The sequence below is a fragment of the Lentzea roselyniae genome (assembly GCF_039537795.1).
Taxonomy (GTDB): Bacteria; Actinomycetota; Actinomycetes; order Mycobacteriales; family Pseudonocardiaceae; genus Lentzea; species Lentzea atacamensis.
The window spans coordinates 25,273-39,931 of record NZ_BAABBE010000016.1; the positions used below are offsets into that span (position 1 = coordinate 25,273).

13 protein-coding genes and 1 pseudogene are annotated in these 14,659 nt (G+C 71.0%); 4 read left to right on the forward strand and 10 right to left on the reverse strand.

What is annotated here, in order from left to right:
• Window positions 1-199 precede the first annotated feature (199 nt).
• A pseudogene (locus tag ABFX45_RS27150) lies at window positions 200-498 on the reverse strand (rhodanese-like domain-containing protein); the annotation flags it as partial.
• A 72-nt stretch (window positions 499-570) separates the two neighbouring features.
• Between ABFX45_RS27150 and ABFX45_RS27155 the strand changes: the two are divergent.
• Window positions 571-1,818, forward strand: a complete 1,248-nt coding sequence (locus ABFX45_RS27155) for an MFS transporter (RefSeq protein WP_109638123.1) — start codon at window positions 571-573, stop codon at window positions 1,816-1,818.
• Here the strand turns inward: ABFX45_RS27155 and ABFX45_RS27160 are convergent.
• Window positions 1,793-3,634, reverse strand: a complete 1,842-nt coding sequence (locus ABFX45_RS27160; protein ID WP_325051059.1) for a heavy metal translocating P-type ATPase — start codon at window positions 3,632-3,634, stop codon at window positions 1,793-1,795. The genes ABFX45_RS27155 and ABFX45_RS27160 overlap by 26 nt on opposite strands.
• A 62-nt stretch (window positions 3,635-3,696) precedes the next feature.
• Between ABFX45_RS27160 and ABFX45_RS27165 the strand changes: the two genes are divergently transcribed.
• Window positions 3,697-4,050 carry an ArsR/SmtB family transcription factor gene (locus tag ABFX45_RS27165; protein ID WP_109638125.1) on the forward strand — a complete coding sequence of 118 codons (354 nt, stop codon included), beginning with the start codon at window positions 3,697-3,699 and terminating at the stop codon, window positions 4,048-4,050.
• Here ABFX45_RS27165 and ABFX45_RS27170 read toward each other — a convergent pair.
• From ABFX45_RS27170 to mrf, 4 genes are read right to left on the reverse strand one after another with little or no spacing between them, the layout of a single operon-like run.
• On the reverse strand, window positions 4,047-4,850 hold the full coding sequence (locus ABFX45_RS27170) for a class I SAM-dependent methyltransferase (RefSeq protein ID WP_109638126.1): 804 nt from the start codon (window positions 4,848-4,850) through the stop codon (window positions 4,047-4,049). The two genes, ABFX45_RS27165 and ABFX45_RS27170, sit on opposite strands and share 4 nt — an antisense overlap.
• On the reverse strand, window positions 4,843-5,658 hold the full coding sequence (locus ABFX45_RS27175; RefSeq protein WP_346132788.1) for a class I SAM-dependent methyltransferase: 816 nt from the start codon (window positions 5,656-5,658) through the stop codon (window positions 4,843-4,845). Before ABFX45_RS27175 ends, ABFX45_RS27170 begins: the two co-directional genes overlap by 8 nt.
• Window positions 5,658-6,785, reverse strand: coding sequence for a GTP-binding protein (locus ABFX45_RS27180; RefSeq protein WP_346132790.1), 1,128 nt, complete (start codon window positions 6,783-6,785; stop codon window positions 5,658-5,660). Before ABFX45_RS27180 ends, ABFX45_RS27175 begins: the two co-directional genes overlap by 1 nt.
• Window positions 6,785-7,867: a ribosome hibernation factor-recruiting GTPase MRF gene (gene mrf, locus ABFX45_RS27185; RefSeq protein WP_112227686.1), complete on the reverse strand. Its 1,083-nt coding sequence runs from the start codon at window positions 7,865-7,867 to the stop codon at window positions 6,785-6,787. Before mrf ends, ABFX45_RS27180 begins: the two co-directional genes overlap by 1 nt.
• A 237-nt stretch (window positions 7,868-8,104) precedes the next feature.
• On the opposite strand from mrf, the gene ABFX45_RS27190 reads away from it, so the two are divergent.
• Together ABFX45_RS27190 and ABFX45_RS27195 are read left to right on the forward strand one after the other, a co-directional pair.
• Complete coding sequence (locus ABFX45_RS27190; protein ID WP_346132793.1) at window positions 8,105-9,106, forward strand: LacI family DNA-binding transcriptional regulator; 1,002 nt, start codon at window positions 8,105-8,107, stop codon at window positions 9,104-9,106.
• On the forward strand, window positions 9,096-11,303 hold the full coding sequence (locus tag ABFX45_RS27195; protein ID WP_346132795.1) for a glycoside hydrolase family 95 protein: 2,208 nt from the start codon (window positions 9,096-9,098) through the stop codon (window positions 11,301-11,303). The genes ABFX45_RS27190 and ABFX45_RS27195 overlap by 11 nt, the downstream gene beginning before the upstream one ends.
• Before the next feature lie 13 nt (window positions 11,304-11,316).
• On the opposite strand, the gene ABFX45_RS27200 is transcribed toward ABFX45_RS27195, so the two are convergent.
• The 4 genes from ABFX45_RS27200 to ABFX45_RS27215 form a co-directional block, all read right to left on the reverse strand.
• The gene (locus tag ABFX45_RS27200) at window positions 11,317-12,201 is read right to left on the reverse strand and encodes a cellulose binding domain-containing protein (protein WP_346132797.1); all 885 of its coding nucleotides are present in this window, start codon (window positions 12,199-12,201) and stop codon (window positions 11,317-11,319) included.
• A gap of 183 nt (window positions 12,202-12,384) precedes the next feature.
• Entirely contained in the window at window positions 12,385-13,401 is a 1,017-nt protein-coding gene (locus tag ABFX45_RS27205; protein ID WP_267900074.1) for a LacI family DNA-binding transcriptional regulator, read from the reverse strand.
• Between the two features lie 62 nt (window positions 13,402-13,463).
• Complete coding sequence (locus ABFX45_RS27210) at window positions 13,464-13,775, reverse strand: hypothetical protein (RefSeq protein WP_146231617.1); 312 nt, start codon at window positions 13,773-13,775, stop codon at window positions 13,464-13,466.
• Between the two features lie 102 nt (window positions 13,776-13,877).
• Window positions 13,878-14,492, reverse strand: a complete 615-nt coding sequence (locus ABFX45_RS27215; RefSeq protein WP_109638133.1) for a pyridoxal 5'-phosphate synthase — start codon at window positions 14,490-14,492, stop codon at window positions 13,878-13,880.
• Between the last annotated feature and the right edge of the window lie 167 nt (window positions 14,493-14,659).

The following is a 14,659-nucleotide window of genomic DNA, read 5'->3' on the forward strand; positions in this document are numbered from 1 at the left end:
GGATTTGGGCGGCTACCAGGACGGTGAGGATGCGGCGCTGGGCTGGGTGGCGGGTGATCGGGGTGCCCGCTGTGTCCGTTCCGGGCTCAGGTTGCGGCGGATGTGGTCGTCGGGGCACTGCTTGGCTGGCGTGCTGGGTGGAGGGGTCGGCTGTTCTGAGCTGAGATCGCTGCGAGAAGGTCCACCCGCGCCCCAGGACTCAGGGCGCCACCGGCAGCTCCGCGAGCCTCCACTCGAGCATGCCATCGGTGAGGCGGCTGGCGGTTCGTCCCCGCGCGGTGAGCAGCCGGACGGCCTCGTGGGAAAGCACGCAGTAGGCGCCTCGGCAGTACGCGACGATCTCCTGGTCGGCCGGGAGCTCGGCGAGCCGGTGGGTGAGTTCGGCCAGCGGGATGGACACGGCGCCGGGATGTGGCCGGCGGCGTACTCCTCGGCCGGTCGCACGTCGATCACGGTGGCGCGGCCGGAGCGGACACGGGCGAGCAGCTCTTCGCGGGTGAAATCGTCCCCATTGCTTCAGTGTTGACCAAACACATACCTAGATGAACACGATAGTCATATGCTTCTCGCGTGGGGATCACCGAAAGCATCGACGCGTCGAAACGCGACTTCAGCCGTTACCTGACCGCGAGGGTGTTGTCGGTCGCCGGCGCCGTGGTCTCGGCCGTGGCGCTGCCGGTTCTCGTGTACCAGCTGACCGGGTCGGCAGGCTGGACGGCGGCGGTCACGGCGGCGGAAGCGTTGCCGTACCTGGTGTTCGGCCTGCTGGCCGGTGCGCTGGCGGATCGGCTGGACCGCCGGAAGATGATGGTGGCGCTGGACTTCGCGGTCGCCGGTGTGCTGCTGAGCGTGCCGCTCGCGTGGGCGGCGGGAGGGTTGAGCGCGCCGCACGTCGTGGTGGTGGCGTTCGCGACGCAGACGGCGTTCGTGTTCTTCGACGCGGCAAACTTCGGTGCTCTGCCGGCGTTGGTGGGCAAGGAAAAGCTGACCGCTGCCTACTCGACGCTCTTCGGGCGCACGACCGTCGTGGAACTCGTGGTGCCGGGTCTGACGGGACTGCTGGTGGCGGTCGTCGCGCCGGCCGCGTTGCTGGCGGTGAACGCGCTGACGGCGGTGGGCTCGGCGTTGTTGTTGCGGGGAATCGCCAGCAGCATGGCGAACCCGCGCCCGATGCGGGGAGCCGGTGAGATCGTCACCGACGTGCGGGAGGGACTGAAGTTCCTGTGGCGCGAGCCGATCGTCCGCACGCTGACCCTCGTCGGTGCGACGCACTCGGTCGGCAGCGGTGCCTGGATGGCGTTGCTGGTGCCGTACGCCGACCGGGTGCTGGGGGTCGCGCCGCGTGGTGACGTGCGGCTGGCCGCGTTGTTCAGCTGCTGGGGTGTGGGTGCGATCATCGCGTCCCGGCTGCTGCCACGCCTCACCGAGCGCTGGGGTAGCGCCCGGCTGGCGCTGACGGCGTTGCCTCTTTCGCTGCTCGGAGGCCTGTTCGTGCTCGCGAGCGGACATTGGCTGCTCACGTGCGCGGCGATGGTGTACTGGGGCGCCGCCCAGGCCGTCGTGGTCATCAACGGGATCACCTACCGGCAGCAGGTGTCGCCGGAGGAGATGCAGTCGCGGGTGAACACGACGGCCAGGATGATCGCGTGGGGCATCGGCCAGCCGCTCGGCGCGGCGCTCGCGGGCACCGTGTCGGTCGCGGTGGGGAATCCGCGTGCCGGGCTCGCGGCCGGGGTGGCGGTGGTCGCGTCCGGGGTGGTGCTGGCGTGGGTGACGCCGGTGCTGCGGCGCGCTAGCGCTTCCACCAGCGGCCGCTGAGCAGCCGCATCCCGTTCAGCGCCACCAGAACCGTGGACCCCTCGTGACCCGCGACACCCAGGGGCAGCGGCAGCGTCCCGACCAGGTCCCAGATCGACAGCACGACGATGAACGCACCCGCGATCGCGAGGTTGGCGATCACCACACGCCGTGCGCGACGGGCCAGCGCGACCACCGCGGGCACCACGGTGAGGTCGTCGCCGATCACCACCGCGTCGGCGGTGTCCACGGTGAGGTCGGAACCCTTGCGCCCCAACGCGATGCCCGCGTGTGCGGTGGCGAGCGCGGGCGCGTCGTTCACGCCGTCGCCGACGAAGAGCACCTTGTGGTTCATCTCCTGCACGGCGCGGACCTTGTCCTGCGGCAACAACCCGGCCCGCACGTCGGTGATGCCGACGTTCGCGGCGACCCGTTGCGCCGCAGCCTGGTTGTCGCCGGTCAGCAGGACCGGGCTCCGTCCGGTGAGGACGGCGAGCTCACCGACGGCGGCCTCGCTGGACGGGCGCACCCGGTCCGCGAGCTCGATCACGCCTGCCCGGCGGTCGTCGACGACGACCTCGACGGCGGTGTTGTCGGAAGAGTCGTGTCGGCGCACCACGACCACCTGTCCGGACACCCTCGCGGTCACGCCGACGCCGGGCGTGGCCTGGAAGTCCGCGGCTGACGGGATCGGCAGCCCGCGCTCGCGTGCGGCGGCGACGATCGCACGGCCGATCGGGTGCTCGCTGTACTGCTCGGCCGCGGCGGCCAGGGAGAGCACCTCGTCCTGGCCGGTGACGACGTGGGGCGTGCCCTCGGTGAGGGTGCCCGTCTTGTCGAGCGCCACCGCGTCGACGGTGCCGAGTTGTTCCATCGCGACCGCGGACTTCACCAGCACGCCGCGTTTGCCGGCGTTGGCGATGGCCGCCAGCAGCGGGGGCATCGTGGCGAGCACCAGGGCGCAGGGGGAGGCGACGATCATGAACGTCATCGCGCGCAGCAGCGTGGGTTCGAGCGCGGCTCCGAACAGCAACGGCACCGCGAACAGCGCGACCGTCACGGCGACCATCGCGACCGAGTAGCGCTGCTCGATCTTCTCGATGAACAGCTGGGTCTTCGCCTTCGTGGCCGAGGCTTCCTCGACCATCGCGACGATCCTGGCGATCACGGAGTCCTGAGGATCACGGGTGACCCGCACGCGCAGCGCCCCGGTGCCGTTGAGGGAGCCGGCGAACACCTCGTTGCCGGGGCGCTTCGGCGCGGGCAGCGGTTCGCCGGTGATCGAGGCCTCGTCCGCATCGCTGTGCCCGTCCGTCACCTCGCCGTCCGCGCCGATCCGTTCGCCCGGTCGCACCAGGATCTCGTCGCCGATCCGCAGCGTCGCCGCGTCGACCTCGCGTTCACCGTCGTCTGTGAGCAGGCAGGCCCGTTGCGGCGCCAGGTCGAGCAGTCCGCGCACGGAGTCGGCGGTGCGCTGGGTCAGCACGGCTTCGAGCGCGCCGGACGTCGCGAAGATCACGATCAGCAACCCGCCGTCGACGACCTGTCCGATGGATGCCGCGCCGATCGCCGCAACGATCATCAGCAGGTCGACGTCGAGCGTGCGTTCGCGCAGTGCCTTGAGCCCGGAGAGTGCGGGTTCCCAGCCGCCGGCGGCGTAACAGGCGAGCAGCAGGGCCCACCACGTCCACGGCGGAGCGCCAGCGAGTTTCACCGCGAATCCGAGCAGGAAGAGGGCTGTCGCCGCGATCGCCCACCGGACCTCGGTGATCGCGAGCGGCGAGCGCTTGACGACGGGTGTCGGGTGCGCCGCGTCGGGCAGCAGGGTGGAAGTCACGCCGGGAACCATACAGGAACATCTGAAGAGGTCTTCATATGTTCAGTGAGTAGGATGCTCACATGGGTCACGGGATCGACGGCAGGAGCACTCCTCCTGCGCAGCTGGACGCCGAGTCGGCGGCGACGGTCGCGGCGACCCTCCAGGCGCTCGCGACGCCGAGCCGCCTGCGGATTCTCACCCGCCTGCGGCACGGCGCCTGCTCGGTCGGTGAGCTCGCCGACGCCGTCGAGATGGAACAGTCAGCCGTGTCGCACCAGCTGCGGCTGCTGCGCGCGCTGGGGCTGGTCACCGGCACGCGGCAAGGGCGCAGCATCGTCTACAACCTCTACGACAACCACGTCGCGATGCTGCTCGACGAGGCCGTCTACCACATCGAGCACCTGGGGCTGGGCGTCACCGACGACGTCGTCTAGCGGCGCCCGGTGCCGATCAACGTGGTGGCGTCGAGCCGCGACATGCCCTCGTTCGCCAGCGAGGCGAGGTAGCGCTCGCGCACGGCGTCGTGCAGTTCGGCGGGCACCTTGGCCAGCTCGCCGCGGAAGCCGGAGCCGATGATCACGAGCCACGCCACTTCGGGCGTCATCGTCAACGCGTGTTCGTGGACCGTGACCTCGACGTCGGTGAGGCCGCGTTCGGTCAGCCAGGCCGCGTAGGGATCCGGCTGGTTGATCTGGTCGATCAGGTGCGGCGGGCGCGGGGGAACCGGTGGGGCGTTCGTGACCTCGGCGATGGCAGGGCGCAGGTGCCGGCGGGCGGCGGCCATCGAGTCGCCCCGCCAGATCGTGAACACCACCCGGCCGCCGGGACGCGTCCGGCTGATCAGGTGGTCGGTGCCGGCGGTCATGTCGGGGAAGAAGAAGATGCCGAGCGCCGACTGCACCACGTCGTAGCCGCCGGTGGCCCACGTGGTCACGTCCGCCTGGTGTGCCTGGAGCTGGGGCAGGTCGCCGGAGCGGCGTCGCAGCTCGTCGATCATCGGGCCGGACAGGTCCACGGCGTCGACGTGTCCGCTCGGGCCGACCGATCGCGCGGCAGGGATCGCGGAAGCCCCGGTGCCGCAACAGGCGTCGAGGACGCGGTCTCCCGGCTGGAGATCGGCGACCGCGACCGCGGCGGCCCCGATGGGCTCCCACAGGTGCTCGCCCAGGGCGGTGAAGTCCGCCGCGGCGGCGTCGAAAGCGCCGCGGATCTCGGTCTGCCGGTCGTCAGCCATGCTTCCTTCCGATATGGACGGTCCGCGCGGTGAGCAGCGCCAGGTCGTCGCGGTGCCCCAGCCACGTGGACGAGGTGTGGTCGAGCAGAGCATCCCACGTGTCGCGATCGGTCTCGGTGAGGAACGCCCGCGCCCTGCCGACCCGTGCGGCGAGCTCGGCGAGCGCGACCTGCCGGGCGGGCGGGCTGAGCGGAGCGGGCAGGTCGAGCAGGACGCTGCGGCTGGTGACGTCTCCCAGTCCCGCCGACCGCAACAGCTCCGGCCAGCCGCGCCCGTCCCGCACGACGCCGGGCCTGCTCTCGAACCACGCCAGGAACCACTCGTTGTGCGCGGCGTCCAGGCGCGCTTCGAGGCCGGGCCTGCCCACGCCCACGTCCCACGGCAGGCACCGCGCCGGCAGGCCGCCCTCGCCGAGTGCCAGCACGCCGCCGGGTGCGAGCAGCCCGGCGAGTCCGTTCACCGCGTCCTGCCACGACAACGCGTGGTGCACGCAGGCGCCGGACCAGATCAGCGACACCGGCTCCGGCAACGGAACCGGGCCGTCGTCGAGGTCGTGCCGCAAGGTGATCACCCGGTCGCCGAACCCCGCGCGCTCGGCCCGTTCGCGGACCATGGCGAGCATGGCTTCGTCGTTGTCCACCGCGTAGACGCGGTTCGCTCGCTCGGCGAGGCGCACCGTCGTGGTCCCGGAGCCCGGCCCGATGTCCGCCACCACGTCGCCGGCCGGCAACGCGTCCACCAGCGCCTGCTCGGCGGGCGCGAACACCGCTTCGGCCGCGGCGGGATCCGCTGTCGACGGGCCCGTCATCAGGCGTGCTCGTGCAGTTCGGTGGTGTCCCACCCCGGCAGCGGATCGTCGAACGTCCGCCAGAGGCCAGGACCTGCCGCCAGTTCCTCGTCGGTGAGCAGCGCGGGATCCAGGCGGCGGCCCGGTTCCGCGACGTCGAGATCCACGCCGATGAACACCAGTTCCTGCCTGGCCAGCGGTGTGGTGAGCAGCTGACCGGGCTCGAACGTCAGGTTCGGACCCGCCTGCGACCAGACGGCGAGCACGTCCGGCCGGCTGGCGATGTGGCAGAAACCCTTGCTGCGCAACACACCTTCCCAGTCGGCCAGCGCCACCACGAGCCGGGCGGGGTGGAACGGGCGGGAGGCGCGGTAGGTGACCGACCTGATCCCGTACTCCTCGGTCTCCGGGGTGTGGGTGCCCGCGAGTTCCTGGGCCCAGCCGGGTGCCTGCGCGGCGGTGATCGGGTCGTACCGGCCCGTGTCGAGGACCTCGGCCAGATCGACGACGCCGTGTCGCGTGCGCAGCAGCCGCGCGGTGGGGTTGAGCCGCCGCAGCACGGCTTCGAGCGTGGCCAGCTCCTCGGCGGTGACGAGGTCGGTCTTGTTCACCACCAGCAGGTCGGCGAACTCCACCTGGTCCACGAGCAGGTCCGAGATCGTGCGCTCGTCTTCCTCCGCGGCGGCCAGGTCGCGTTCGTCGAGGCGTTCGCCCGCGGTCAGTTCGCGCAGGAATCCCGCCGCGTCGACGAGCGTCACCATCGTGTCGAGACGCGCGTGGTCGGACAGGCTCGTGCCGTCCTCGAAGGTCCAGTCGAACGTCGCCGCCACGGGCATGGGCTCGGAGATGCCGGTGGACTCGATGAGGATCGTGTCGAACCGGCCGGACCTCGCGAGCTCGCCGACGCTGTCGAGGAGGTCCTCCCGCAGGGTGCAGCAGATGCAGCCGTTGGTGAGCTCGACCAGCCGCTCGGTGGTGCGGTCGAGCGTGCCCTGCCCCGCGACCAGGGCGGCGTCGATGTTGACCTCGCTCATGTCGTTGACGATGACCGCGACCCGCCTGCCCTCGCGGTTGGCCAGCACGTGGTTGAGCAGTGTCGTCTTGCCGGAGCCGAGAAAGCCCGACAGGACGGTCACGGGCGTGCGCATCAGATTTCCATCTCCTCGTGCCAGTCGGCGAACGGGTCGGCGAAGTCGAGCTCGCTCACGAGCGCCAGTTCCTCGTCGGTCACCAGCGCGGCCCGCAGCGCCGCGACGATCTCGCCGGGGTCGGACCTGGTGATCACGAACAGCTCCTGAGAGCGGTCGCCGTAGTAGGGGTCCCACTGGAGGTCCGCGGCGGCACGGCGTTCCGCGTCGGCCTCTGCCCAGTCGTCCATCGCCGCGAGCCACGGCCCGAGATTGCCCACGCGCAGGCCTCCACCCGCGGACTCGAGCCACAGCGCCTGGTCCGGCTGGCTCGCCACCCACACCCGGCCGCGGGTGCGCACGACGTCTTCGAGCAGCACGTCGAGGGCGTTGTGCAGGCGCATGGGGTGGAACGGGCGCCGCTCGGTGAAGTGGACGACGGACACGCCGTGCGCCGGCTCCAGCGGCGGTTGCCCGTAGAGCAGCGACCCGAAGCCGTCGTCGAAGCCGCCGCGTCGCGCGTTGTCCGGGACGGCGGCGAGCAACGCCGTCACGTCCAGATCGTCGAGCCGCTGCCGCGGGGCGAGCGGGGTCAGCCGGTCGAGCACGGCGTTCAGCACCGGGTCGTCGCCGGTGAGCACGAGCGCGTCGGCGAACTCGGCCTGGCCGACCACCACCTGGGCCACGGTGCGCTCGTCTCCCTCGGCGGCGCGCATGCCCCGGTCGGCGAGCGTGTCGCCGCCGGTCGCGTCGCTCAGCCAGGTCGCGCTGTCGACCACGGTGATCACGGCCTCGACGTCGACCTCGGTCTCGCTGAGGGCGAAGCAGACGGCTTCCGGCTCCAGTACGGGGTCGAGGTGCACGATCACGCGGCCGTCGAGGCCTTCGAGCAGGGGGATGAGGTCGAGACGCAGGGTGCAGGACACGCACCCGTGCGCGAGCTCGAGCACCGTCAGCCGGCCGTCGACCCACCGCCTGACCACGCCGTCGGCCAGGCCGCTGAGGTCGTGACGTACCAGCACCGACTCCGGTGACGCGCGCCAGAGCTCGTCCGCGACGTCGTGGTGGGTGAGTCCGGCTACCAATACGACCTGTGCTGCCATGGCCAGCACCCTACATGACAATGGTTATCGTTCCACATAGAGGCTCACACCTCCTGGCACTGCTGGGGACGCGGAGAGATTTCCGCAATCTTCGGAGTTGATCGCGAGAGGCGGCATTCGCACAGCAGGATCGGACGACTGCAGGGCTCGCGTCTTGACCCCTTGTGAGGTGCTGTGCGAACTTGCCTCACCAGGGCTGTGTCGAAGCGCTTCGATTTGACCGGAGGCAGGTGGGGATTGGTCACGATCGCCGATGTGGCCCGGCACGCGGGAGTCGCTCCCAGCACCGTCTTCTACGTGGTGACCGGCAAACGCCCCATCTCGGCCGAGACGAGGTCGAGGGTGCGCGACAGCATCGTCGAGCTGGGTTACCGGCTACCCGCGGGCGTGCGGTCGTTGCGGCTCGACCCGCCGGACGTCATGGCGCTCGTGCTGCCCCTGCGCGACGTGCACCTGCCTGTCGTCGCACGGCTCGTCACCTCGATCGCGGTCGCCGCGCGCGAGCACGAGCTGGACCTGCTGCTGGTGACGGCCGACCGGGACCTCGCGGGCCTGCGCAGGGCGGCGGGCAGCGACAGGGTCGGCGGCTTCCTGGTGCTGGACAGCGAGGACGCCGGTGAACGGCTGCGGCTGCTGGGTGAGGTCGGCCGGCCGGCGGTCCTCATCGGACAGTCGGGCGCCGGCAACGGCGTGACGTGCGTCGACCTGGACTTCGAGGCGGCGGGCGCTCGGTGCGTGGACCATCTCGCGGATCTCGGTCATCGCAGCATCGGCTTCCTCGGTGCGCCGGCCGCCGGCCACAGCAGTGGTGTCGCGCGGCGGACGCTCGCGGGGTTCACCGCGGCGGCCATGCGCCGGGGCGTGGTCGGCACCGCGCTGGGCCGGGAGTCGCTGGTCCACCCGACCACCGCACTGCTGCGCGCGCACCCGGTGGTGACGGCGCTGGTGGTGCACGACGACTCCGCTGCCGAGCAGGTGCCCGGGGACATCGCGGTGGTGGCCATCCGCCCGGACGAGGCTGCCGGGCAGACGTCGCCCTTCACGTCGGTGCAACTGTCCGAGAGCGACCTCGGCAGGCGGGCGGTCGACCTCCTCGTGGCGCTGACCGGCGGTGCCGTGCCGCCTTCGCTCACGCTGGTACCGCCGCGCCTCGTGCAACGGGAGAGCTGCTCGCTTCCCGGACGGCGGACCGCAGTGGTGAGCACCGCTCGTTTCGGGGGAGGACGACATGACCGATGACGACACCGTGCTGTGGTTCCGCGCGCCCGCCTCGGTGTGGGAGGAGGCGCTGCCGCTCGGCACCGGGCGGCTCGGCGCGATGGCGTTCGGCGGCGTGGGCGGCGAACTGCTGCAGCTCAACGACGACAGGTTGTGGTCGGGTCAGCCGATGCCACCGGCGCAGGGCGATCCGGCTGTCGTGGACCGGGCGCGTCACCTCGCACTGACCGGTGACGCGGCGGGAGCGGAGACCCTGCTGAAAACCGTGCAGGGCCCCGACACCGCCCGCTACCTCCCCCTCGCCGACCTGCGACTGGACCTGCGGGCGGACGTGGCGGCGGAGTCCTACCGGCGCCGGCTCGACCTGCGCACCGGGGTGTACGCGGTCACCTACCGCGCCGGCGGCGTCAGCGTGCTGCGGGAAGCCGTGTGCCACCCCGGCCTGCACGTGCTGGCCTGGCGGCTGCAGACCGAGCACGGCGCTGCGGCGGACGTCGCCGTGCGGCTGGAGAACGCCTTGGGCGGCACCGAGTTCACCGCCGGTGACGTCACGGGCCTGTCCGGCACCGCCGGGATGGCCTACGCGGTGGCGACCGCGATCGAACGGGAAGGCCCGGACGCGCTGACGGTCTACGTGGCGACCGAGGCGGGCTACCGCGGCCCGGACACCGAACCCGAGCGCGATCCCGCCGCGTGCGCCCTGCTCGCCACCGCACGCGTCGAACGGGCGCGGGCACTCGGCTGGTGGCGGGTGCGGGAGGAGGCCGTCGCCGCGCACCGCGACCTGTTCGACCGCGTCCGCTTCGACCTCGGCCCGGTGCCGGACCGCCCGACCGACGAACGGATCGCGGCACCGGACGCCTCGCTCGCCGCGCTGCTGTTCCACTTCGGACGGTACCTGCTGATCACCAGCTCACGGCCGGGAACGCTGCCGGCGAACCTGCAGGGCGTGTGGAACCCGCACGTGGACCCGCCGTGGCGGGGCAACTACACCCTCAACATCAACCTGCAGATGAACTACTGGCCCGCCGAGGTCACCGGCCTGCCCGAGTGTCACGAGCCGCTGCTGGAGTTCGTCGAACGGCTCGCCGCCCGAGGCACGCACGTCGCGCGGAACCTCTACGCGGCGCCCGGCTGGGTGGCCCACCACAACAGCGACCCGTGGTGCCTCGCCACCCCGGTCGGCGCGGGAACGGGCGATCCGGCGTGGGCGAACTGGCCGATGGCGGGGGCCTGGCTCAGCCTGCACCTGTGGGAGCACTTCGAGTTCGGCGGCGACGTCCGTTGGTTGCGCGAGCGCGCGTGGCCGGTGCTGCGCGGCGCCGCCGAGTTCTGCGCCGCCTGGCTCGTCGAGCACGAAGGAGCGTTGACCACGGCGCCGTCGACGTCGCCCGAGAACCACTACGTCGGGGGCGACGGCCATCCGGTCGCGGTCGGCGTCGGGTCCACAATGGACCTGACGCTCACCTGGGAGCTCCTCCGCTGCGTCGTGGCCGCCGCGGACGAGCTCGATCTGGAGCACGACGACGTGGTGTCGCGGGCGCGGGAACTGTTGTCCCGGCTGCCTTCTCCGCCGATCGGCAGCCGCGGCGTGCTGCTGGAGTGGGCGCAGGACGTGCCCGACGCCGAGCCGGGCCACCGGCACGTCTCCCACCTCGTCGGCCTGCACCCCGGCCGCCGGATCGACCCGGAACGCACACCGGAGCTGGCCGCCGCGGCCAGGCAGGCGCTGCTGGACCGGGGCGACGCGGGCACGGGCTGGTCGCTCGCTTGGAAGACGGCGCTGTGGGCCCGGCTGGGCGACGGCGACCGGGCCGGGGAACTGCTCGCCATGTTCCTCACCGACGTCACGGCGGACGGCGCGCACAGTGGCGGCGTGTACCGGAACCTCTTCTGCTCACACCCGCCGTTCCAGATCGACGGCAACTTCGGCATCACGGCGGCGATGGCGGAAATGCTGCTGCAGAGCCACACCGGCGAACTGCGGCTGTTGCCCGCGCTGCCGCCGGAGTGGCGGCGCGGGTCGGTGCGCGGCCTGCGTGCCCGCGGTGGTCTCATAGCCGACCTGACCTGGGACGACGGCGAGCTGACCGCGGTGGCGTTGTACGGCGCCCGATCGCCGCGCACCGTCGTGGTCCGCTACGGGAGCCTTCGCGTGGACGTCGACACGAGGCCGGGTGCCCGGTACGTGTTCGACGGCGGGTTGGCGTCCACCTGATCGGCCACGGCGCTCAGCCGAGCTTGCACGCGTGCCCGTTGAGGCTGAAGGCGTTCGGGGCGGTGTTGGTGCCACCGCTGATGCCGTTGAACCCCATCAGCAGCGACTCGCCCTTGCCGATCGCCTGGTTGTACGGCATCGCGGTCGCGGAAATGTCCTGACCGGACTGCGTGAGCGTCGCGTTCCACATCTCCGACACCTTCTGGCCGTTGGCGAACTTCCACTGCAACGTCCAGCCGGTGATCTCGGTGTTGCCGGTGTTGCGGATGGTCACGTCGGTGCGGAACCCGCCGGGCCAGCTGTGCGTGACGCGGTACTCGACCGAGCAGCCGGTGACCGGCTGCGGTGCCGGTGGGGCGGTGGTGGTGGGCTTGGCAGGTGGCGGGGTGGCGCCGGTCGGCTGCACGCAGGGCGGGCCCCACCGGCCGAGCCGCTTGGCCGAGGCGGTCTGCTCCGCCTCCTGCATCGCGCGGTCGCCGGACGCCTCGCTGCGCACCATGCCGAGCTCGACGGCGAGCAGCGCGTAGTCGGTGCCGTCCGCCAGCCGCAGCGATCCCGCCGGGGTGGGATCGACGAGTTTGTCCAGCAGCATGGCCTTGGCGAACGTGGTGGAGGCTTCGGTCCAGCACCCGTCCGGCGCGGCGAGCCCCTTCACCGTGACCTCCGCGCCGTCGGAGAGCTGCACCGTTCGCACGTCGATGACGCGTTGGACGGTGACCGACACCGCCGCCTTGGCGGGAGGCTCGATGACCGCCGGGGTGTCCTGGGTCGTCGTCGGAAGCGCCGGTGCTGGACGGTCGTCGCCCGCGCACGAGCCGGCGGCGCTGCCCAGCAGGATGACCGCGGCCACCAACCGGCTGGCGGGTCTTGATCTTGCGGTACCCGGCAGTCGTCTCATCGTCTTTTCCCCACGGCACGGTGATGTCGGCGATCGAACCAAGGCGTTCGCCCGAACGGCTGATCTTGGTTCGGCAGGTTACGACGCTTCCGATGAATGCGGAAGGACTTTCCGCTAATCGTCACCCGTGGCGTTCGACGCCATTCGAATCGAATTTCATCGAACGGGGAGGGGAAATCGTTGTCAGAGGGTGGACGTGCTGCCGCGATCGGTGAGTCGCGGTTGGAGCAGGCGCACCTCCGGCGGGTGTTCCTCGGTCAGGCGGGCCATCACCATCTCGACCGCGATCGCCCCGAGCTCCTCCGCGGGAACGGCGATCGAGGTGAGCGGAACGGGCAGGCTCTCCGCCACGTCGTCGGGGCACAGCGTGATCACCGACAGGTCACCGGGCACGTCCAGCGACCGGCGCCGCAGTTCGAGCAGCAGCATGCCGAGGATCGCCTCGTTGTGCACGACCAGCCCGGTGGTGCCGTGTTCGGGAGCCAGTACCTCGTCCAGGCACGCCGCGACCGACTCGTAGCCGGGAGCGCACGGGTGCACCGAGGCGCGCACGTTCCGTCTGGCGGTCTCGCTGCGGAACCCCTCCAGCAACCTCGTGGCGTAGCTGGTGCCGCGTTCGTACACGGCGGGCGGCGAGCCGATCAACGCGATCGAACGGTGCCCGCGATCGGCCAGGTGACCCGCCATCTGTCTGCCGGCGGTGGCGAAGTCGAGATCGACGCAGCTGAGTCCCTCGTGGTCGTCCGGCATGCCGAGCAGGACCACCGGCGCGTCGACCGTGCGCAGTTCCGGGATGCGCAGATCGTCGCTCTCCACGTCCATCAGCACGATCGCGTCCGCCATGGACCTGGCGGTGACCCGGTGGGCCTCACCGGGACCGGCCTCCTTGGTCAGCAGCAGCACGTCGTAGTCGTAGTCGCGCGCGGAACTGACGATCGACGCCACGAACTGCATGATGACCGGCATGTTCACACCCGAGCGCAGCGGCACGACCAGGCCCAGCACCTGCGACCGGTTCGACGCCAGCGCCCGCGCACCGGCGTTCGGGTGGTAGCCGAGCGCGACGATGCTCTGCTCGACGCGGCGTTTGGTCTCCTCCGAGATGCTCCGTTTTCCGCTGAGCACGTACGACACCGTGCTCATCGACACACCGGCGTGACGGGCGACCTCTTTGATTGTGATCATGCCCGCCCTTCGGATCGCGTCGGCTGGTGGCGATCATCGTAGTGCGAGGAGGGCGTTTTGGAGTATGACCGGTATTTTCAGCGCATGGTGACGGCACGCCATTGCCGTGCGTCGTCGTGGGCGTTCTGATCGGGCCCGGTTTCCCGGTACCAGTCCACGATGCGCCGCCGCCCGGCGTCGGTGATGTGGTACCCGAGCTGCTCACCCACCGGAGGCCAGATGAGGTGGGACTCCAGTGCCTGCCGGATCGCGTCCCGGTGACAGAGGCTGTCGAGCAGCCACGGCCACACCATGCCCTGGGCGATCATCCAGAGCACGCGCAGAAGTGCCGTTTCCGACTGTGCCGGGATCTCGTTCAGCGAATGTCGTGCGGCGCATTCTTCTCTCATTGCCAACATCACCCCCTTGTGCTCATCCGGTAGTACGGTTGCTGCCGCACTCTGGTTCATGTCAGCCGACATTCAATTCTGCGGCGGGTCGTCTGGAATCGATCAGGGTTGTAGCCGCACCGACTTCCAGCCGCCGTCGGTGAGGTCGTACCGCAGCCGCCGGTGCAGCGCGTCCGGGCTGCTCTGCCAGAACTCGACCTCGGTGATCACCAGGTGCTGCGCGACCCAGGTGCGCGGCCGGGGCAGCGGCAGCCGCTGCCGGGTGCGGGCACGAAACAGCAACGACTTCTGGTCGGCCAGCGGCTCGCTCTGCGCGGTCGTCACCGCCATCGCCCGCACCGGGGCGGGCCCTTGCCGCCACAGCACGTCCGAGAGCCCGCTGTCGGCGGGCTCGACGTGACCGCCGAAGGTGATCTGCTGGTTGGTCTCGCGCCAGTAGGTCACGCCGGACCACTGCCGCGTCTGGTCGATCTCCTGCCCCTTGCGGCTGTTCGTGTGGCTGGTGACGACCAGGCCGCGGTGGGTGATGCGGTGCACGTGCACCATGCGGCTGGACGGACGGCCGTTCGCCGCGACGGTGCTCAGCGCGATCGCGTTGGGCTCGTCGACGTCACGCGCGATCGCGAGCGCGAACCAGTCCCGCAGCAACGGGATCGGGTCGCCAGGAGGAACGGTGAACTCCGGCCCGATGCAGGTGTGCCGGACGTTCACGGTCATGCTGTGCCCCTCTCGTCGTACGGGCGTCCATGTTCGAAAGGCCGGCACCGCCGGCACAATCCGCAGACTCGTGAGGTACGTCCGAAAGTCACTGGAAGCTCAGGCCCGGATGCCGCTGCGGTGGGGCGCGGTGCGTCTCGGGGCGGAGCGATTTCCGGGTTCCACGC

What these genes read in the sequence shown, in the direction of transcription:
- ABFX45_RS27165 (WP_109638125.1), top strand. Translation starts at nt 3,697, where the DNA reads ATGGGTCACGGGATCGACGGCAGGAGCACTCCTCCTGCGCAGCTGGAC.
- ABFX45_RS27170 (WP_109638126.1), bottom strand. Translation starts at nt 4,850, where the DNA reads ATGGCTGACGACCGGCAGACCGAGATCCGCGGCGCTTTCGACGCCGCC.
- ABFX45_RS27175 (WP_346132788.1), bottom strand. Translation starts at nt 5,658, where the DNA reads ATGACGGGCCCGTCGACAGCGGATCCCGCCGCGGCCGAAGCGGTGTTC.
- ABFX45_RS27180 (WP_346132790.1), bottom strand. Translation starts at nt 6,785, where the DNA reads ATGCGCACGCCCGTGACCGTCCTGTCGGGCTTTCTCGGCTCCGGCAAG.
- mrf (WP_112227686.1), bottom strand. Translation starts at nt 7,867, where the DNA reads ATGGCAGCACAGGTCGTATTGGTAGCCGGACTCACCCACCACGACGTC.
- ABFX45_RS27195 (WP_346132795.1), top strand. Translation starts at nt 9,096, where the DNA reads ATGACCGATGACGACACCGTGCTGTGGTTCCGCGCGCCCGCCTCGGTG.
- ABFX45_RS27200 (WP_346132797.1), bottom strand. Translation starts at nt 12,201, where the DNA reads ATGAGACGACTGCCGGGTACCGCAAGATCAAGACCCGCCAGCCGGTTG.
- ABFX45_RS27210 (WP_146231617.1), bottom strand. Translation starts at nt 13,775, where the DNA reads ATGAGAGAAGAATGCGCCGCACGACATTCGCTGAACGAGATCCCGGCA.
- ABFX45_RS27215 (WP_109638133.1), bottom strand. Translation starts at nt 14,492, where the DNA reads ATGACCGTGAACGTCCGGCACACCTGCATCGGGCCGGAGTTCACCGTT.